The organism is Pseudomonas sp. DSP3-2-3 (assembly GCF_049898225.1).
GTDB lineage: Bacteria > Pseudomonadota > Gammaproteobacteria > Pseudomonadales > Pseudomonadaceae > Aquipseudomonas.
The window spans coordinates 81,797-101,184 of the sequence record NZ_JAFCXH010000008.1; the positions used below are offsets into that span (position 1 = coordinate 81,797).

A 19,388-nucleotide genomic window follows, 5' to 3' on the forward strand; every position below is an offset into this window, starting at 1 on the left:
GCTCCACACTCGCTACCTAAACCTGACCTCGGAGCGTGTTCCATGTGGCAAAGCTATTTGAATGGCTTGCTGGTTGCCGCCGGCTTGATCATGGCGATCGGCACCCAGAATGCGTTTGTATTGGCGCAAAGCCTGCGCCGGGAACATCACCTGCCCGTCGCCATGCTCTGCATTGCCTGTGATGCGTTGCTGGTTGCGGCTGGCGTGTTCGGGCTGGCCAATGTGCTGGCGCATAATCCGACCGTACTGGCGGTGGCGCGCTGGGGCGGCGTAGTGTTTCTGCTCTGCTACGGCGGCCTGGCATTGCGTCGCGCCTGCTCGCGGCAGAGCCTGCAACAAAACGAAGTGGTCGGCCTGCGCTCACGGCGGGCCGTGCTGTTGAGCGCCCTGGCGGTCACGCTGCTCAATCCCCACGTTTATCTCGATACGGTTCTGCTCATCGGCTCGCTCGGTGCCCAGCAAAGTGTCCCCGGCGCATATGTTGTCGGCGCCGCAAGTGCTTCGCTGCTGTGGTTCAGTACCCTGGCGATTGGTGCGGCATGGCTCGCGCCCTGGCTGGCCCGACCAGCGACATGGCGGGTGCTGGACCTGATGGTTGCTGTGATGATGTTCAGCGTGGCGGCGCAGCTGATCAGGGCTGCGTGAGGCGTCTGTAATTTAATGGGCAGGCAACGCAAAGCCTCTGGAACCTCTATCCCACACAGTTGTTGCGTGGTTAAGGCACGGACCCGGTGCTATGATCCAGACCCTGCGCCGCAAAGAGTACAAACTCCCCGGCGTATGTTCTGTCTGGCCGCCCGTGATCGGCCTTGCGCTCACCGCAACTGACCTGATTAGGAGATAAACCATGGCTTTTGAATTGCCGCCGCTGCCCTACGCCAAAGATGCTCTGGTGCCGCACATTTCCGCAGAGACACTGGAATATCACCACGACAAGCACCACAACACCTATGTCGTAAACCTGAACAACCTGGTGCCTGGCACCGAGTTCGAAGGCAAGACCCTGGAAGAAATCATCAAGACTTCTTCGGGTGGCATCTTCAACAACGCCGCCCAGGTCTGGAACCACACCTTTTACTGGAACTGCCTGGCGCCTAACGCTGGCGGCGAACCTACTGGCGCACTGGCTGACGCAATCACCGCTGCGTTCGGTTCGTTCGACAAGTTCAAGGAAGAGTTCAGCAAGACGTCCATCGGCACCTTCGGTTCCGGTTGGGGCTGGCTGGTCAAGAAAGCTGACGGTTCCCTGGCTCTGGCCAGCACCATCGGCGCCGGCAACCCGCTCACCGGCGGCGACACTCCGCTGCTGACCTGCGACGTTTGGGAACACGCCTACTACATCGACTACCGCAACCTGCGTCCAAAATACGTAGAAGCGTTCTGGAACCTGGTTAACTGGAAATTTGTGGCTGAGCAATTTGAAGGCAAGCAATTTACAGCCTGATTTCAGCTCCAGATGAAAAAACCCGGCATTGCCGGGTTTTTTTTCGCCTGTAACACATAGTTATGTATTGTCAGAAAGCGATAGCGGACTAATATCATCTCCTTGGGTTTTTCGAAGCTCCGCTCAAGTTTCAAAGGTTTTCGTCCGACACAGGGAATGGCCCGACCTTGCCCGGCAAGTCGAGTCGCCGCACGGAAGCAGGAAGTGGCGCCGCATCATCTGCGCATGATGCTCGCGGCAGCGCTCGTCGGCTGTGTTTTTGATGGTTAGGAAGGGTACACGCTCCCGGCACGGATTAAGGAATGACCATTTGAAGCTGGAACTCAAAAACAGCCTGTCGGTAAAACTGCTGCGTGTGGTCCTGCTATCGGCGCTGATCGTCGGCGTCGTGCTCAGCTGTGCGCAGATCGTTTATGACGCCTACAAGACCAGTCAGGCCGTCGCCAACGATGCCGAGCGAATCCTGGGTATGTTCCGCGACCCTTCGACCCAGGCGGTCTACAGCCTGGACCGGGAAATGGGCATGCAGGTCATAGAAGGCCTGTTTCAAGACAACGCCGTGCGCATGGCATCCATTGGCCATCCCAATGAAACCTTGCTGGCAGAGAAGGAACGCCCGCTCAAGGATTCTCCCACTCGCTGGCTGACCGACCTGATTCTCGGCCAGGAACGCAGCTTCACCACCCAACTGGTAGGCCGAAGCCCTTATAGCGAGTATTACGGCGACCTGCGCATCACCCTCGATACCGCGACCTACGGCGACGGCTTCATCGTCAATTCGGTGATCATCTTCATTTCCGGAGTCCTGCGCGCGCTGACCATGGGCCTGGTGCTGTATCTGGTTTATCACTGGCTGCTGACCAAGCCGCTGTCGAAAATCATTGAACACCTGACCAGCATCAATCCTGACCGCCCCAGTGAAAATCAGCTGCCGCTCCTTAAAGGGCACGAGAAAAATGAACTGGGCATCTGGGTCAACACCGCCAACCAGCTGCTGGCCTCGATCGAGCGCAATACCCACCTGCGCCACGAAGCCGAAAACAGCCTGCTGCGCATGGCTCAATACGACTTTCTCACCGGTCTGCCGAACCGCCAGCAATTGCAGCAACAACTGGACAAGATCCTGGTTGACGCAGGCCGGCTGCAGCGGCGGGTGGCGGTCATCTGTGTCGGTCTGGACGACTTCAAAGGCATCAACGAACAATTCAGCTATCAAACCGGCGACCAATTGCTGCTGGCGCTGGCTGACCGATTACGCAGCCACAGCGGTCGGCTTGGCGCGTTGGCGCGACTGGGTGGCGATCAGTTCGCCCTGGTCCAGGCCGACATCGAACAGCCTTACGAAGCCGCCGAGCTGGCGCAGAATATCCTGGATGATCTGGAGGCGCCGTTTGCCCTGGGTGACCAGGAAATTCGCCTGCGCGCAACCATCGGCATCACGCTGTTCCCGGAAGATGGCGACAGTACCGAGAAGCTGCTGCAGAAGGCCGAACAGACCATGACCCTGGCCAAGTCGCGCTCACGCAACCGCTATCAGTTCTATATCGCCAGTGTCGACAGCGAAATGCGCCGTCGCCGGGAGCTGGAAAAAGACCTGCGCGAAGCCTTGCCCCGTGATCAGCTGTATCTGGTCTACCAACCGCAGATCAGCTACCGCGACCACCGTGTGGTCGGCGTCGAAGCACTGATCCGTTGGCAGCACCCGGAACACGGTCTGGTTCCGCCTGACCTGTTCATTCCGCTGGCCGAGCAAAACGGCACGATCATCGCCATCGGCGAATGGGTCCTGGATCAAGCCTGTCGCCAATTGCGTGAATGGCATGACCAGGGCTTCACCGACCTGCGCATGGCGGTCAATCTGTCCACCGTGCAACTGCACCACTCCGAGTTGCCTCGCGTGGTCAACAATCTGCTGCAGATCTATCGTTTACCGCCGCGCAGCCTGGAACTGGAAGTCACCGAAACCGGCCTGATGGAAGACATCAGCACCGCCGCCCAGCACCTTCTGAGCCTGCGTCGCTCGGGCGCCTTGATCGCCATTGATGACTTCGGCACCGGTTATTCTTCCCTGAGTTATCTGAAGAGCCTGCCGCTGGACAAGATCAAGATCGACAAAAGCTTCGTGCAGGATCTTATCGACGTCGACGATGATGCCACCATTGTGCGCGCCATCATCCAGCTCGGTAAAAGCCTGGGCATGCAGGTCATCGCCGAAGGCGTCGAGACGCTGGCGCAGGAGGCCTACATCATTTCCGAAGGCTGTCATGAAGGTCAGGGTTATCTGTACAGCAAACCGCTGCCCGCGCGCGAACTGCTGGCCTACCTGAAACAGTCGCAACGCAGCAATGTCGAGGTTTCCTGACGCTTAGCCGGGCGCGATTTCGCTGGAGCGAGCGGGCGGCGATCCAATTTACCCGCGAAGAGGCCGGGACTTTCGCGAGAATTTCATGCCTGAAACGCTGCGTTCGCGGGCAAGCCTCGCTCCAACAAATTCAAGCCAACCGAAACCCCTTGTTACAAGCTCTCACTGACCACCTTTCCCGAACCCGGCAATTTGCCTTTACATCGAATGCAAATCTTTCGCATTATGTTGCAGCTTTTTTTGGGCGCCGGGCGCCTTAAACCCTCTAGACGCAGGATTTCGTCATGATTCGTATGCCTTTGGCAACCGCTAGTCTGCTGGCCATCGCTATCTCCCTCGCCGGTTGTGGCGAAGGCAAGGATAAAGCTGCCGCGCCAGCCCCTGCTGCTACTCCGGCAGCTCCCGCGCCGGCTGCAGCGCCTGCACCGGCAGCGGCCACCACTGCGCCTGCCGCTGCTGCCCAATCTACCGACGCCGCTGCCAAAGCCGTGGTCGCCAACTACGCCAACATGGTTTATGCCGTGTTCAGCGACGCCGAATCCACCGCCAAGACTCTGCAAACAGCCGTCAACGACTTCCTCGCCACGCCGAATGACAAAACCCTCAAAGCTGCCCGTGACGCCTGGGTTGCAGCGCGCGTGCCTTACATGCAGAGCGAAGTCTTCCGTTTCGGCAACACCATCATCGACGACTGGGAAGGACAGGTTAATGCCTGGCCCCTGGACGAAGGCCTGATCGATTACGTCGCCAAGGATTACCAGCACGCGCTGGGCAACCCGGGTGCAACCGCCAACATCATCGCCAACACCGAAGTTCAAGTGGGCGAAGACAAGGTTGACGTCAAGGACATCACCGCAGAGAAACTCGCCAGCCTCAATGAGCTGGGCGGTTCCGAGGCCAACGTTGCCACCGGCTACCACGCCATCGAGTTCCTGCTCTGGGGCCAGGACCTGCACGGTAACGGTCCGGGTGCCGGCGAGCGTCCTGCGTCCGACTACATCGAAGGCGCCGGCAGCACCGGTGGCCACAACGACCGTCGTCGCGCCTACCTTAAGGCTGTCACCACCTTGCTGGTCAGCGACCTGACCGAAATGTCCAACAACTGGAAAGCCGGTGTTGCCGACAACTATCGCGCCACGCTGGAAGCAGAGTCCGGCGAAAGCGGCCTGCGCAAGATGTTGTTCGGCATGGGCAGCCTGTCTTTGGGCGAACTGGCCGGCGAGCGCATGAAAGTGGCACTGGAAGCCAACTCCAGCGAAGACGAGCATGACTGCTTCAGCGACAACACTCACAACTCGCACTTCTACAACGGCAAAGGCATCCGCAACGTTTACCTGGGCGAATACACCCGCGTAGACGGCAGCAAAATCAGCGGCCCAAGCCTGTCGTCGCTGGTTGCGAAAGTCGACCCAGCCACCGACGCCACCCTGCGCGCCGATCTGGACGCCACCCAGGCCAAACTGCAAGCCATCGTTGATCGCGCCAACAAAGGCGAACACTTCGATCAACTGATCGCCGCCGGTAATACCGAAGGCAACCAGGTTGTACGCGACGCCATCGCTTCGCTGGTCAAGCAGACCGGCGCTATCGAACAGGCCGCCGGTAAACTGGGCATCACTGACCTGAACCCGGACAACGCCGATCACGAGTTCTGATTTGCGCTGTTTGAGCGTTCGTGTTTGAACGCTTCGAACGGATGAACTAAAAATGCCAGTCGGCTTGCTGACTGGCATTTTTTTATGCCCCTGATTTCCTGTTGATTACCCTGTAGCAGCGATACGTCTGTAACTGCTGTAAGCCGATTCCGAAACACGCTTTAGCGTATTGAAGCAGCTCGCATCGCCATTGAGTATTCGGGTTTCCCTATGCTCCGAGCAAGGCGCGCCTCGATGAACGAGCTTGAATCCGGCCCCAATGACCTCCCTTGGTCGCGAAACGGCTACCTGCTGCTCAATGCCGTACGAACCGGCAATCTCCTGCCACGGCTTTATCAGTGGAATCCGGGTATCCGATGTCATCCGCTGTTCCTGGGAACGCGTTTTAAAGAACTGCTGGACGTCTCGCCGGTGCTGGTCGTGCTTGAGGGGCGCCATGACCCGGCGCTGCAAGCTTACTTGCAGAGCGCGGAGCACATCTGGGGACTGCTGCTCTTCAGCAGCGCCGAACCGCAATGCATCGTCGATCACCTGCGCTGGCTGGTCACGGTCGATGAACCGGTCGGCAAACCTACACTGCTCAACCTTTCCGATCCGCCCGTTGCCAACGCTCTGTTCGAGCTTTATCCAATGCAAACCGATAATGCCCTGTTCGGCCCTGTCGAGCAGATCTACGCCGTCGACCCATACAGCAAAGTCTGGCGCCAGCATCAACGCCAGGGTGAACCGGTAATCAGTGATCACAAGGCCCTCTACCGCTTGAATGCCGCACAGATCGACGCCTTGAACGAAGTCAATTTTCGCAACACCATCCTCAAACTCGAACGGCACATGAGCCGACACTTTCCGGATTTTCAGGCCCGGCTCAACGCACTGGAGCGCTACGCCTATTTCCATGAAATGGCAAGCATCGCCTACGGACACGGCTTCCATAGCGAGAGCGACATCCTGCACTACGCCAATGTCATGGAGTTTCTCGACAGACAGCCCACTGCTGCGCACCCCGACATCACCGATCTGCTTTACACATCCTCGCCGCTGACACCCTCGCAACGAGTGCAAAAAGCCAACCTGCTGGCCCTTGAGCGAGACAAGCAATTGTCAGGAGTTCAGCCATGACCGACAAACGCCTGCCAGACAAAGACCGCGCTTATTGGGAAGCCCGAAGCGGTGGCCACAAAGACGCCCGTGACAGCTTGGGCACCTGCCCGCTTATGGGTAAGAAAATCCAGTTGCTGCCAGCGCGTTATGGGCGCGTTGAGCGCTTGGCCAGTGATGTTGCGGCAACACCTTACAAACACTTGCAGCGCCCCATCGGCTTGCGCCTGATTCGCGATGGCTACTTGTATGTCATCGACGAAGCCAGCGGCCATCTGCACGAGTACCGGATAGAGAATGGCGTTCCGGTAAAACTCCTCTGGCAAGGCACCGAAGTTGGCCGGGATGTTCGTAGTTCCGCAGTGGGCGAAGCAACGCTGGTCTTTGCCCGCAACAGCGTCTTGCACGTGGCTTACTCGGAACTGCAATGGACCGCCGCCAAATGCTCAAAGGTTATTGGCAGCAAGCCTGATCGTCTCTACTTCATGCAACGCGTGGATCTGGCCGCTGCGGACTGCGAAAAAGGCGGCAAGCATCTGCGAGTCGAAAATCAGATCAGGCAATCCCTCGCCGAACTGGCCGAACAGCCCGCCGAACAATGCCTTACGCCCGACACTCACGCTGAGGAGAGCCAGGATTATGTCTGGGAACATCAAGCGTCGTTTCGTGAAGCGCACATTGGCCAGCTAAAGGATTCGCTGAACGCGCAGTACCAGTTCAATCACTTGTACCTGGTCCTGGAAGACAGCATCGGCATCATGCGCGACCTTGCAGATGAACAAGACAAAGTCGTCGACTGGATCGAGCAATGGACGAAGCAACATAACAACGAGATGCGCTACGTGGTCGGCAGTTACATCGACACGCTGATGACCATTGGTGAGAAAAACGTACCCAAGACTCCAGCCAATTCAGACTTCTTCAGCAAAACCACGCCCGCCGCACGTACCACTATCTATGACTACATCAACGCGCGTAATCAGTGGCGTTGGGAGAACAGCAAAGGCTTGGCGGTAACTCCGGCCGAAGATGGCCGCTACTCGGCCAAACGGGGTGCCGAGCTTCGCGAGCGCCCGGAAACGGTTATCACCAAACGCGAGATGGACGCCAAACATGCACGGATGGTCGACGAATTAGGCGAACCTTTGCATGCCGATCTCAAAGATGAAATCGACGCGCTGGAAGACAGCAGCAAAGGCACGCTGGAAGGCGTCGGCCTGGGTTCGCGAGGCATCTTCGATCTGGTTCGCCATGAGGAAATGCAACGTTACTTAAAACGCGAGCGCCTGCACCTCAAGCGCTGGACCGAGCGTCTGGACGCCATCACCGACGACCGACTTTATCTGTTCACCCAAGGCGAATTCCATCGCAGCGCCTGGTATTTCGATCCAGAGCACCCCGAACAACTGAACAACGCGCTGGCCATGGAGTACAACTGCACCCGCGACATGTGTCGCACCGATGAAGCGCTGGAGAAACTAGGCGAGTACTTCCACGCCAACCCGATGCATGTGTTACCGGTGTTCTATGGACGGGTTGACCTGGACTTCTTGCGCAAAAAATCCGGAGAGGTGGTCAAGCTGCTGGATGACATGCGCGGTTACTCCAGTGGACTGGCCGACGCCCAGACGCGGATATCCGAAATCGGCCGCATCATGGGCAACCACTGGACCCGCAGCCTGCAACTGGAAGGCCAGGCCCATTCCCTGCATCAGGCAGTCAGCGCCACCTACATCCCGGCCATCGCCTTGGGCATGGAAAAATGGCTGGCCGAGATGCAGGCCAAACTCGAAACTCCGGAGCTAAGCCAGCATCTCCAGAAGTTCCAGCAATACACCAACCGCGCCCAACGCCTGGGAACACTGGTCGCCCTGCAACAGCAGGGCGCAACACTGAGCATCGCATCCGACGCCGACGTACAGAAATTCAAGGACAACTTCACCCGCCTCAGCGCATTGCTCGAACGCGAAGAAAACCTCAAGACCGACCGCAAGCTCTACGACAAGCTAGCCCGGAGTCGCATGCGCAGCGAAGACCAACGCTATCAGGCGGCAGTCGAGAAACAGCGCATCAACGAAGAACTGCTCGAAACGCGAAACAAGCGCTCGGCGGTGGTGCGAGACCTGGAAGACGGAATTTCCCCCAACAGCAAATTCCCGACCGGCTATATCGGCGTGCGACTGAATCTCACGCAGGAACAGTCGAGTGCGTTGTATGACGAAACCAGACGATTCAGGGCTGGGTTTTCGGGTGGGTATGCGACTGATGGTGCCTGGAAGGCGGGGTTTAAAAGTGGATGGGTGCCGTTGTTGGCGGTTGGGTTGCAGGTGGGGAATTTGGGGGAGGCTGTTGATACTTGGTATCGCCAAAGCCAGGAGGGGGATTCGAATGCCAAAAGCAGGATGATTTTCTTTGGCGCAATAGCTGGTTTTGCAGCTGCCGTAATGTCTGTCTATCAATCAGTACACATCGCGATGGTTGATAAGGCGCTTCAGGCCACTGCCGCCAACACTGCCGGTCAAGCGGGAAAACTGCTAGGCGCTCGAATCGGAAAATTAGGACTAGGTTTAGCTCTCATTATTTCACCAATGGCGTTGATGAGTTCCGTAGGCACATCGTGGGACAACTGGAGTAAATGGCACGATGCCTTTATTCGCGGCACAACCGAAGAGAAGGCAGGGGCGCTAGCCGGATTTATCGGAGACTTGGGCACTACTGGCGTCTCTGCCACGGTCAGCGTAAAAACCGCTAGCGAGGGCTTGGGTTTAATTTGGGACGTGCTCGTTGACCCAGGAAATGACCGCAAGCTCGCGGCCATTAATTCATGGGCAACCCGAGGCTCTCGCTTTTTACACTTTACGGCCCGTATTACCCCTTGGGGTATGGTCTTTACAGCTCTGCAACTTGCAGGCGAAGCACTCTATAACTATCACAATCTCGACGAACAGCAACGGTGGATGCTGGGCTGCTGCTGGGGAATAAAACCCCAAGGATGGGATCAGCTCCAACACGCGCAAAAACTTGCCGAAGCCACATTGCTTCCGACATTTACTGACAAGGGTATACATCGCCGGAACAAAGACGGCGAGGTTGTTCGAACGTTGTACTTGGTGTTACCGGGGCTGACAGCTGCGACATTCCATGACTTTTCGCTACGCTGGAGCGCTTTACTGCAGAAATCTCCCGAAGAATGGGATGCGGGAAAAGCGCTTTCCGCAGAAATTCGCACTGTCTCAAACCACCCACTCACACTCAGTCTACAAATACCTGATCAGTGGCAAGGATTAAGTGCCGTCCTGCAGTTGCGTTTGACAGTAATTCCCACGATTGCGTCCAATTATCTGAAAGCAGATACCGGCTATCTGCATTACCGAATCCCATTATCTCTAGATAGTATCAGCGTAAAACCTATCACGGCGTCCGCGCAATCGCCAACACTCACCAATACATTAGAAGAAATAAAAATCACTCGAGAACTCTTGCATGACTGCGAATGAATATATAAATCTACCACAAGCAGGTGTGGCAAAAAAAACGCTCGGGGCGGAAGTTTTTTATCTGGCGCCACTGCCAGTACCGACAGGCACAGCAGCTTTCAGCAGTAGACATTTACTTAGAAATATTACGGAAACATTCATAGACTTCGGCTCTGGAAATAGCACCCTAGAGTTCGGCACCAGGGCCCTTATCGGTTCAGTAATGGCAGTTATAATTCTATTCATCATAACTAGCATCCCGGTGACCTATACCGAAATCAAGTTCAACGATGAAAACTACTTAAAGCACCTTCTCGTCGTTTTGCTGAACCCATATTTCTGGGCATTCATTGCAGCGCTGACCTTGATTTACTCTTTCGTCTTCATTAAAGCTATTCGCAAACTTGTTAACGTTTCCCCAATCCGCTTCAACCGCCAACGCCGCGAAGTCGCCTATGTCGCCAAACGCGGTCAGCCGCCACGTTTCGTTCCGTGGGAAGAAGTCATTGCCTGCGTCAGCAGTGGCAAGGTCATAACGCAATATGGCACCCACAACAGTTTTTCGCTGATGATCGGCCTACGTGACTCTGACAGTGGCGATGTGGTGTGGATAACCGTGCCCACCGCATCGCTGATACTGGCGATCAGTGAGTGGGAAGCTATTCGCGGCTATATGGAAGAAGGGCTGAGCGCGGTATCGCAACCGATCAGCGAAGAGTACGAAGAAGGCACCGTCGCCTATTTCCAGCTGTGCCGTCAGGCTTATCGGGAAAATCACTGGTACGTGACCTATCTATTCGGCTTCATCCTGATCCAGTTCTGCAGCGGCTGGACCCTGCCCTGCCACATCGCCGCCTGGGTCGAGCGCTTGCCGAAAACCAGCTTCCCGAAAAGTGTCCTGGATTGGTCCAAACCGCTGCCGCCCGAACAATGGCAGAAGCCCAGTGCTGAATTAATCGAGCAGAGCAAGGCGGTGCGTATGAGTTTGCGTCAGGGTAAAAGCTTGTTTGATCACTTCCGCGAGCTAAACAAAACCTTCGTGGATGTCCAGCAAGTCGAAATCCCGAAGCGGGCAAATTCGTAACAACACGTTGCGACAGGTCAAGGTAAACGATAATCCCTCTTATTCGAAAAGGACGAGGCTGTTAAGCTTGCACGCCCCGATTTTGGGCTGGTTGCAGGATGTTTATGATTACGTCGCTTCGTCCGATCTTTGCTCTGCTCGCCGCCGTGGCGTTGAGTGGGTGCGATGACGCCCCGCGTTTTACCCAGGCGGAGCCGGGGGAAGCGTTGTCGGGTGGGGCGGCGACAGTGAACAAGGCTGATCGCAACGCGTTTTCGCTGCCTTCAGCCAATCTTTCGCCTGTGCGGCGGCTGGATTTCAGCGTCGGCAATAGCTTCTTTCGCAGCCCATGGGTGATTGCGCCTTCGACCACCACGGCCCGCGACGGCCTGGGCCCATTGTTCAATACCAACGCCTGCCAGAATTGCCACATCAAGGACGGCCGCGGCCATCCACCTGAAAACGGTGACAGCAATGCGGTGTCGATGCTAGTGCGGTTGTCGATACCCGATAATCCCATCCATGCCGAGTTGATTAAAACCGCCGGCATTTTGCCCGAGCCGACTTATGGCGGGCAGTTGCAGGATATGTCGATCCCTGGCGTTACACCGGAAGGCCGCGTGCGCGTTGAGTATGAGCCGCTGCCGGTGCATTTCCGGGACGGGACGCAAGTCGAACTGCGCAAACCAACCTTGAGCATCACGCAGTTGGGTTATGGCCCGATGCATCCTGAAACCCGCGCGTCAGCGCGTATCGCCCCGCCGATGATTGGCCTCGGATTGCTGGAGGCGATTCCTGATGCGGCGATTCTGGCCAATGCCGACCCGGACGATGCAGACGGCGATGGTATTTCCGGGCGTCCGAACTGGGTCTGGGACGACACTGCGCAGAGAGTCGCACTGGGCAAGTTTGGCTGGAAGGCCGGACAGCCCAACGTCAATCAACAAAACATTCACGCGTTCTCTGGTGATATGGGCCTGACCACCAGCCTGAGAATGTTTGATGACTGCACGCCCGCGCAAACTGACTGCCTTGCGGCGCCCGACGGCAATGGTCCGGACGGCGAGCCCGAGGTCAGCGACAACATTTTGCGACTGGTGCTGTTCTACACGCGCAATCTGGCCGTACCCGCTCGACGAGACGTTGAAAATCCGCAAGTGTTGGCTGGCAAGAATTTGTTCTATAAAGCTGGCTGCCAGCAATGCCATACGCCGCAGTTCAAGACCGCGCATGATGCCGCCGAGCCGGAGCTGGCCGATCAGGTGATCCGTCCTTACAGCGATTTGCTGCTGCACGACATGGGCGAAGAACTGGCTGACAATCGCACCGAATTTCAGGCTACAGGCCGCGAGTGGCGAACCCCACCGTTATGGGGGATTGGTCTGACACAAACAGTCAGCGGGCATACCCAGTTTCTGCATGATGGCCGCGCCCGCAATCTGCTCGAAGCAGTGCTCTGGCATGGCGGCGAAGCCCAGCCGGCACAACGACAAGTATTGGCATTCGATGCCGAGCAACGCGCAGCGCTGCTGGCATTCCTGAATTCGTTATGACTTCTTTCATTTAAAAATAAGGAGCCGGACATGTTCCGTCCCAAGTTGCTCTTCACCAGCCTTGCCGCTCTTGCTTTGGGTGCCTGCGCACCGGCCGATCCACAGGCGGTCACGTCGGCGTCCATCGCCAAGCAAGTGATCCTGCCGACGTACAGTCGCTGGGTCGATGCTGATCGGCAACTGGCGGTCAGCGCCCTCGCCTTCTGTCAGGGCAAGACTGATCTGGCCACCGCGCGCGCCGACTTCCTGCACGCGCAGAAGACCTGGGCCGAATTGCAGCCCTTGCTGATCGGCCCGCTGGCCGAGGGCAATCGCTCCTGGCAGGTGCAGTTCTGGCCGGACAAGAAAAACCTGGTCGGCCGTCAGGTCGAGCAACTGGTCACCGCGCAGCCGCAAATCAGCGCCGAAGCCTTGTCCAAATCCAGCGTTGTCGTGCAAGGCCTGTCGGCCTACGAATACATTCTGTTCGACGCCGAAATCGACATGGCCAACGCCGAGCAGAAAGCGCGTTACTGCCCGCTGCTGATGGCGATTGGCGAGCGCCAGAAAACCCTCGCGGAAGAAATCCTCAGTCGCTGGAACAGCAATGACGGCATGCTTGCCCAGTTGAGCAAATTCCCCAACCAGCGCTATGCCGATTCCCACGAAGCCATCGCCGAATTGCTGCGGGTTCAGGTCACCGCCCTGGACAGCCTGAAGAAAAAACTCGGCACGCCGTTGGGTCGTCAGACCAAAGGATTGCCGCAGCCTTTCCAGGCCGATGCATGGCGCAGCAAGTCATCGCTCAGCAGTCTGGAAGCCAGCCTGATCAGTGCTGAAACGGTGTGGGTCGGCGTTGATAATCACGGCCTGCGCGGTCTGTTGCCCGCCGAGCAGAAACCACTGGCCGACAAGATCGACGCTGCCTACGCTGCCAGTCGTAAACTGCTGACTGCGCTGAAGCCGCCGCTGGCTGATCTGCTGGCCAGCGAAGAAGGCCGCCAACAGCTCAACGCGTTCTACGACAGCCTCAACGTGGTCCATCGCCTGCATGAAGGCGAGCTGGCCAAGGCGCTGGGCATTCAACTGGGCTTCAACGCCAACGACGGCGATTGAGCGAGAGGATTTTGATGATGTTGCGACGCCAGGCTCTGGCCCTTGGAAGTCTGCTGCTCAGTGCTTGCACCTTGGGCGGCTGGACGCTGTTTCGCCAAAAAGGCAAAGACCCGCTGTTGCTGTCAGCTCGTGACGATGCCGATGGCCAGCATTACGCCGTGGGTTATCGACTGGATGGCAAACAGGTCTTCGCGACAAAGGTTGGCCAGCGCTGTCACGACATCATCAATCACCCGACGCTGAATCTGGCGTTGTTCGTGGCCCGTCGTCCCGGCACCGAAAGCTATTTGATCGATCTGCGGGATGGTCGTTTGTTGCAGACCATCACCTCGCAACCGAATCGACATTTCTATGGGCACGCCGTCATTCACAGCAGCGGTGAATGGCTGTATGCCACCGAAAACGACACCACCGATCCGGGCCGCGGCTTGTTAGGTGTGTACCGCTTTGAAGGCGAACGTTTGGTGCATGCCGGGGAAATTCCCACGCATGGCATCGGCCCGCATCAGGTGTCATGGATGCCCGATGGCGAAACTCTGGTGGTCGCCAACGGCGGCATACGCACCGAGGCCGAAAGCCGGGTCGAGATGAATCTGAACGCCATGGAGCCCAGCCTGGTGTTGATGCAGCGCGACGGCACCCTGCTGAGCAAGGAAACCCTCAGCCAATCGATGAACAGCGTGCGCCATATGGGCATTGCCAGCGATGGCACCATCGTCGCTGGCCAGCAATTCATGGGCGATGCTCACGAAAGCGCCGAGCTACTGGCAATCAAGCGCCCCGGCCAGCCGTTCCAGGCGTTTCCCGTGGCTGAGCAACAACTCGCTGCGATGGGCCATTACACCGCCAGCGTCGCGGTGCACAGCGAACTGCGACTGGTCGCGCTCACGGCGCCACGAGGCAACCGCTTCTTCATCTGGGACCTGGACAGCGGCGCAGTTCGCCTTGACGCGCCGCTGCCCGATTGCGCCGGCGTCGGCGCTGTTGCCGATGGTTTTGTGGTCACCTCGGGCCAGGGCCGCTGCCGTTTCTACGACTGCCGCCAGACCGAACTGCTGGCCAAACCACTGGATCTGCCAACGGGGTTTTGGGACAACCATTTGCATCTGGTTTAACAAGGAAAACGCATCCATCCTCGCTGACATAACCCGGGCAATGTTCCGGGTTTAAAGTAATATTGCGTGACATTTTTATCAGGCACTCCATGAGCCGCAGGATTAACGTGCTCGCCTGATTCACCTGTATTTGCAAGGAAGTGAATATGCTGCGTCGCCGTATGTTGATCATGCTGGGTGTGGTGCTGCTTGTCGTGTTGCTGCTGGCGGGCTACAAGGCCTTTTCTGTCTATCAACAAATCCAACAGTTCAGCGCGCCCAAGCCGGCGATCAGTGTGTCTGTCGCGACCGCCAGTGAACGTGCGTGGCAGAGCCGTCTGCCGGCCATCGGCACGCTCAAGGCGTTGCAGGGCGTTGACCTGAGTCTGGAGATCGCAGGTACGGTCAAGGCTTTGATGTTTGAGTCCGGGCAACAAGTCCACGTCGGCCAACCGTTACTTCAGCTGGACAGCGATGTGGAAAAAGCCCTGCTCGGCACTGCCGAGGCCGACCTTGGCCTGGCTCAGGTGGAACAGGGTCGTGGCAGCAAACTGGTAGGCGACCAGGCGATTTCCCGAGGCGACTTCGACAAGCTCGTGGCGCAGCTGAAAAAGGCCAGTGCCACCGTGGCGCAGTTGAACGCATCCCTGGCGAAGAAACGCATCCTGGCGCCGTTCAGCGGTACCATCGGCATTCGTCAGGTGGACGTCGGTGACTATCTGGCCAGTGGCACGGTCATCGCCACCTTGCAGGACTTGAGCCGTCTTTATCTCGACTTTTACGTGCCGGAACAGGCGCTGCCCAGTCTGACCGTGGGCCAGAAAGTACTGGTGAATGTTGCGGCTTATCCCAAGCAAAGTTTCGAGGCGACGCTCAGCGCGATCAATCCCAAGGTCGACGAAACCACTCGCAACCTGTTGGTGCGCGCCACGCTGCCCAATCCCGAAAACAAATTACTGCCTGGCATGTTCGCCGACCTGCAAGTCCTGTTGCCTGGGCCGAAGACGCAAATCGTGCTGCCGGAAAGCGCGATTACCTACACGCTCTATGGTAATTCGGTGTATGTCGTGGTGCCGAAGAAAAACGCCAAGGGCGAGCCGGAAAAAGACGCCAAGGGCGAAGCGCAGCTGGCTGTGGAGCGGCGTTTCGTGGAAACCGGCGAGCGGCGCGACGGGCTGGTGATTATCAGCAAAGGGATCAAGCCGGGCGAGCAAGTGGTCAGCGGTGGCCAGCTCAAACTCGATAACGGCGCCCATGTCGCGATCAGTGCCGACACCACGTTGCCAGCCGAACAGAACAGTCAGCCCCGCGCAGACTGATCAAGGAGTTCTTCATGGCTTTTACAGATCCGTTCATACGTCGTCCGGTGCTCGCCACGGTGATCAGCCTGCTGATCGTGTTGCTGGGCTTTCAGGCGTTCAGCAAGTTGACCATTCGCCAGTATCCGCAGATGGAAAACGCCCTGATCACGGTGACCACGGCGTACCCCGGCGCCAATGCCGAAACCATTCAGGGCTATATCACGCAACCTTTGCAGCAAAGTCTGGCAAGCGCGGAAGGCATTGACTACATGACGTCGGTCAGCCGGCAGAATTTCTCGATTGTTTCGATCTATGCGCGTATCGGCGCCGACAGCGACCGCTTGTTCACCGAGTTGCTGGCCAAGGGCAACGAGGTAAAGAACAAGCTGCCGCAGGATGCCGAGGACCCGGTGCTGAGCAAGGAAGCCGCGGACGCTTCGGCGCTGATGTACATCAGCTTCTACAGCTCTGAACTGAGCAATCCGCAAATCACCGATTATCTGTCCCGGGTGATCCAGCCAAAGCTGGCGACATTGCCGGGCATGGCCGAAGCGGAAATCCTCGGCAATCAGGTCTTTGCCATGCGGCTGTGGCTCGATCCGGTGCGTCTTGCAGGCTTTGGCCTCACGGCGGCGGATGTCACCGATGCGGTGCGGCGCTTCAACTTCCTTTCAGCAGCCGGTGAGGTCAAGGGCGAGTACGTCGTGACCAGCATCAACGCGACCACGGAACTGAAATCCGCCGAAGCCTTCGCCGCCATCCCGCTCAAGACCGACGGTGACCGGCGCGTGTTGCTGGGCGACGTGGCGCGGGTCGAGATGGGCGCGGAAAACTACGACACGGTCAGCTCGTTCGATGGCACGCCGTCGGTGTATATCGGGATCAAGGGCACGCCCAGTTCCAACCCGCTGGATGTGATCAAGGAAGTGCGGCGCATCATGCCGGAGCTGGAAAGCCAGCTGCCGCCGAGCCTCAAAGTCTCCATTGCCTACGACGCGACGCTGTTCATTCAGGCTTCGATCAACGAGGTGGTGAAAACCCTGATCGAAGCGGTGCTGATCGTAATTGTCGTGGTGTTCCTGTTTCTCGGCGCGTTGCGCTCGGTGCTGATCCCGGTGATCACCATTCCGCTGTCGATGATCGGCGTGCTGTTCTTCATGCAACTGATGGGCTACTCGATCAACCTGCTGACGCTGCTGGCCATGGTGCTGGCCATCGGTTTGGTGGTGGACGATGCGATTGTCGTGGTGGAGAACATCCATCGGCATATCGAGGAAGGCAAGACGCCACTGGATGCCGCGATTGAAGGCGCACGAGAGATCGCCATGCCGGTGGTTTCGATGACCATCACCCTCGCAGCGGTTTACGCGCCCATTGGCTTCCTGGAGGGGCTGACGGGCGCCCTGTTCAAGGAGTTCGCCTTGACGCTGGCTGGCGCGGTGGTGATTTCCGGCGTGGTCGCGCTGACCCTGTCGCCGATGATGTGCGCCCTGCTCCTGCGCCATGACGAAAACCCCAGCGGTCTGGCGCACAAGCTCGACCAGATTTTCGACCGGCTCAAGTCGCGCTACCGCAGCATGTTGCACGGCACACTGAATACACGCCCGGTGGTGCTGGTGTTTGCGGTGAGCGTGTTGTGCCTGATTCCAGTGTTGCTCAAATTCACCAAATCGGAACTGGCCCCGGATGAAGATCAGGGCATCATTTTCATGATGGCGACCTCGCCGCAGCCCACCAACCTGGACTACATCAATCGCTACACCGATCAGTTCATCCAGATCTTCAAGGAGTTTCCCGAATACTATTCGTCGTTCCAGATCAACGGTTTCAACGGCGTGCAAACCGGTGTCGGCGGCTTCCTGCTCAAGCCGTGGGACGAACGCAGTCGCACGCAGATGGAGATCCTGCCGGAGGTTCAGGCAAAGCTGGCGGGTATCAGTGGTTTGCAGATTTTCGGCTTCAACCTGCCATCGCTTCCGGGGACCGGTGAAGGTTTGCCGTTTCAGTTTGTGATCAATACGCCAAATGATTACCCAGCGTTGCTGCAAGTGGCCGAGCGCATCAAGGCGCGGGCCACGGAGTCCGGCAAGTTTGCCTTTCTGGACATCGATCTGGCCTTCGACAAACCGGAAGTGGTGGTTGATATCGACCGGGCCAAGGCCGCGCAGATGGGGGTTTCCATGGCGGATCTGGGCGGCACGCTCGCCACGCTGCTGGGCGAGGCGGAAATCAATCGCTTCACCATCGAAGGGCGTAGCTACAAAGTGATTGCCCAGGTTGAACGGCCCTATCGGGACAATCCGGGCTGGCTGAACAACTATTACGTGAAGAACAGCGACGGCAAGCTGCTGGCACTGTCCACCGTGATCAAAATCAGCGACCGCGCACGGCCGCGCCAGCTCAATCAATTCCAGCAGCTCAACTCGGCGATCATCCAGGGCTTCCCGATTGTCAGCATGGGCGAAGCCATCGAAACCATTCGCCAGATCGCCAGCGAAGAAGCCCCCGCAGGTTTTGCCTACGACTACGCAGGCGCGTCGCGGCAGTATGTGCAGGAAGGCAGCGCGCTATGGGTGACGTTCGCCCTGGCGCTGGCGATCATCTTTCTGGTGTTGGCGGCGCAATTCGAAAGTTTCCGTGACCCGCTGGTGATTCTCGTGACCGTGCCGCTGTCAATTTGCGGCGCCTTGATCCCGTTGTTCCTGGGGCTTTCGAGCATGAATATCTACACCCAGGTCGGGCTGGTGACCTTGATCGGCCTGATCAGCAAGCACGGGATTCTAATTGTGGAGTTCGCCAATCAGCTGCGACGCGACAAGGGTCTGTCGGCCAGGGAGGCGGTGGAAGAAGCGGCGGCCATCAGGCTGCGGCCAGTATTGATGACCACGGCGGCAATGGTCTTTGGCATGGTGCCGTTGATCCTGGCCACCGGCGCTGGCGCAGTGAGCCGCTTTGATATTGGCACCGTGATTGCCACGGGAATGTCAGTCGGGACGTTGTTTACGTTGTTCGTGCTGCCTTGCGTCTATACGTTTCTGGCGGCGCCGGACAAGAAAATCGCCGCACCGGCGGCACAGCCTGCGCGGTTGAACTGACAGATTGTCTAGCCCCGAAATAGGTTTACACCTATTTCAGTGTCGGAGTACGCGTTGCCTTTGTGGGAGAGGACGGGACAGATTCCCCAAAAAAGCCGCTCCCCCCAACCCCCGTTCGAACGGTAGGAAGGGACTTGTCCCCGAAGACGGTG

Annotated in this window: 12 protein-coding genes; all 12 read left to right on the plus strand. The window is 57.9% G+C overall.

Going from position 1 to position 19,388, the window contains the following annotated elements:
• The first annotated feature begins 42 nt into the window (after nt 1-42).
• Nucleotides 43-645 carry a LysE/ArgO family amino acid transporter gene (locus ACP7E4_RS11690; protein ID WP_426113820.1) on the plus strand — a complete coding sequence of 201 codons (603 nt, stop codon included), beginning with the start codon at nt 43-45 and terminating at the stop codon, nt 643-645.
• Nucleotides 646-847: 202 nt separating this feature from the next.
• Nucleotides 848-1,444 (plus strand): superoxide dismutase, encoded by a 597-nt coding sequence (locus ACP7E4_RS11695; RefSeq protein WP_426113818.1) that lies wholly within the window; start codon nt 848-850, stop codon nt 1,442-1,444.
• Nucleotides 1,445-1,706: 262 nt separating this feature from the next.
• Nucleotides 1,707-3,806 carry a putative bifunctional diguanylate cyclase/phosphodiesterase gene (locus ACP7E4_RS11700; RefSeq protein WP_426224892.1) on the plus strand — a complete coding sequence of 700 codons (2,100 nt, stop codon included), beginning with the start codon at nt 1,707-1,709 and terminating at the stop codon, nt 3,804-3,806.
• A 284-nt stretch (nt 3,807-4,090) separates the two neighbouring features.
• Nucleotides 4,091-5,461 (plus strand): imelysin family protein, encoded by a 1,371-nt coding sequence (locus tag ACP7E4_RS11705; protein WP_426113814.1) that lies wholly within the window; start codon nt 4,091-4,093, stop codon nt 5,459-5,461.
• Nucleotides 5,462-5,695: 234 nt separating this feature from the next.
• Nucleotides 5,696-6,580 (plus strand): DUF4123 domain-containing protein, encoded by an 885-nt coding sequence (locus ACP7E4_RS11710; protein WP_426113812.1) that lies wholly within the window; start codon nt 5,696-5,698, stop codon nt 6,578-6,580.
• Nucleotides 6,577-10,056: a toxin VasX gene (locus ACP7E4_RS11715; protein WP_426113810.1), complete on the plus strand. Its 3,480-nt coding sequence runs from the start codon at nt 6,577-6,579 to the stop codon at nt 10,054-10,056. The genes ACP7E4_RS11710 and ACP7E4_RS11715 overlap by 4 nt, the downstream gene beginning before the upstream one ends.
• A complete protein-coding gene (locus ACP7E4_RS11720) occupies nt 10,043-11,119 on the plus strand; it encodes a DUF6708 domain-containing protein (protein WP_426113808.1) in 1,077 nt (358 codons plus the stop codon). Before ACP7E4_RS11715 ends, ACP7E4_RS11720 begins: the two co-directional genes overlap by 14 nt.
• Nucleotides 11,120-11,223: 104 nt before the next feature.
• A complete protein-coding gene (locus ACP7E4_RS11725; protein WP_426113806.1) occupies nt 11,224-12,651 on the plus strand; it encodes a di-heme oxidoredictase family protein in 1,428 nt (475 codons plus the stop codon).
• A 30-nt stretch (nt 12,652-12,681) separates the two neighbouring features.
• Complete coding sequence (locus tag ACP7E4_RS11730; RefSeq protein ID WP_426113804.1) at nt 12,682-13,746, plus strand: imelysin family protein; 1,065 nt, start codon at nt 12,682-12,684, stop codon at nt 13,744-13,746.
• Nucleotides 13,747-13,763: 17 nt separating this feature from the next.
• Entirely contained in the window at nt 13,764-14,861 is a 1,098-nt protein-coding gene (locus tag ACP7E4_RS11735; protein ID WP_426113800.1) for a DUF1513 domain-containing protein, read from the plus strand.
• Nucleotides 14,862-15,007: 146 nt separating this feature from the next.
• A complete protein-coding gene (locus ACP7E4_RS11740) occupies nt 15,008-16,159 on the plus strand; it encodes an efflux RND transporter periplasmic adaptor subunit (protein WP_426113798.1) in 1,152 nt (383 codons plus the stop codon).
• Nucleotides 16,160-16,173: 14 nt separating this feature from the next.
• The gene (locus ACP7E4_RS11745) at nt 16,174-19,236 is read left to right on the plus strand and encodes a multidrug efflux RND transporter permease subunit (protein WP_426113796.1); all 3,063 of its coding nucleotides are present in this window, start codon (nt 16,174-16,176) and stop codon (nt 19,234-19,236) included.
• The last annotated feature ends 152 nt before the right edge of the window (nt 19,237-19,388 follow it).

Coding starts and splice junctions, on each gene's coding strand:
- ACP7E4_RS11735 (WP_426113800.1), top strand. CDS start 13,764: ATGTTGCGACGCCAGGCTCTGGCCCTTGGAAGTCTGCTGCTCAGTGCT.
- ACP7E4_RS11690 (WP_426113820.1), top strand. CDS start 43: ATGTGGCAAAGCTATTTGAATGGCTTGCTGGTTGCCGCCGGCTTGATC.
- ACP7E4_RS11745 (WP_426113796.1), top strand. CDS start 16,174: ATGGCTTTTACAGATCCGTTCATACGTCGTCCGGTGCTCGCCACGGTG.
- ACP7E4_RS11705 (WP_426113814.1), top strand. CDS start 4,091: ATGATTCGTATGCCTTTGGCAACCGCTAGTCTGCTGGCCATCGCTATC.
- ACP7E4_RS11740 (WP_426113798.1), top strand. CDS start 15,008: ATGCTGCGTCGCCGTATGTTGATCATGCTGGGTGTGGTGCTGCTTGTC.
- ACP7E4_RS11720 (WP_426113808.1), top strand. CDS start 10,043: ATGACTGCGAATGAATATATAAATCTACCACAAGCAGGTGTGGCAAAA.
- ACP7E4_RS11715 (WP_426113810.1), top strand. CDS start 6,577: ATGACCGACAAACGCCTGCCAGACAAAGACCGCGCTTATTGGGAAGCC.
- ACP7E4_RS11725 (WP_426113806.1), top strand. CDS start 11,224: ATGATTACGTCGCTTCGTCCGATCTTTGCTCTGCTCGCCGCCGTGGCG.
- ACP7E4_RS11700 (WP_426224892.1), top strand. CDS start 1,707: ATGGTTAGGAAGGGTACACGCTCCCGGCACGGATTAAGGAATGACCAT.
- ACP7E4_RS11695 (WP_426113818.1), top strand. CDS start 848: ATGGCTTTTGAATTGCCGCCGCTGCCCTACGCCAAAGATGCTCTGGTG.
- ACP7E4_RS11730 (WP_426113804.1), top strand. CDS start 12,682: ATGTTCCGTCCCAAGTTGCTCTTCACCAGCCTTGCCGCTCTTGCTTTG.
- ACP7E4_RS11710 (WP_426113812.1), top strand. CDS start 5,696: ATGAACGAGCTTGAATCCGGCCCCAATGACCTCCCTTGGTCGCGAAAC.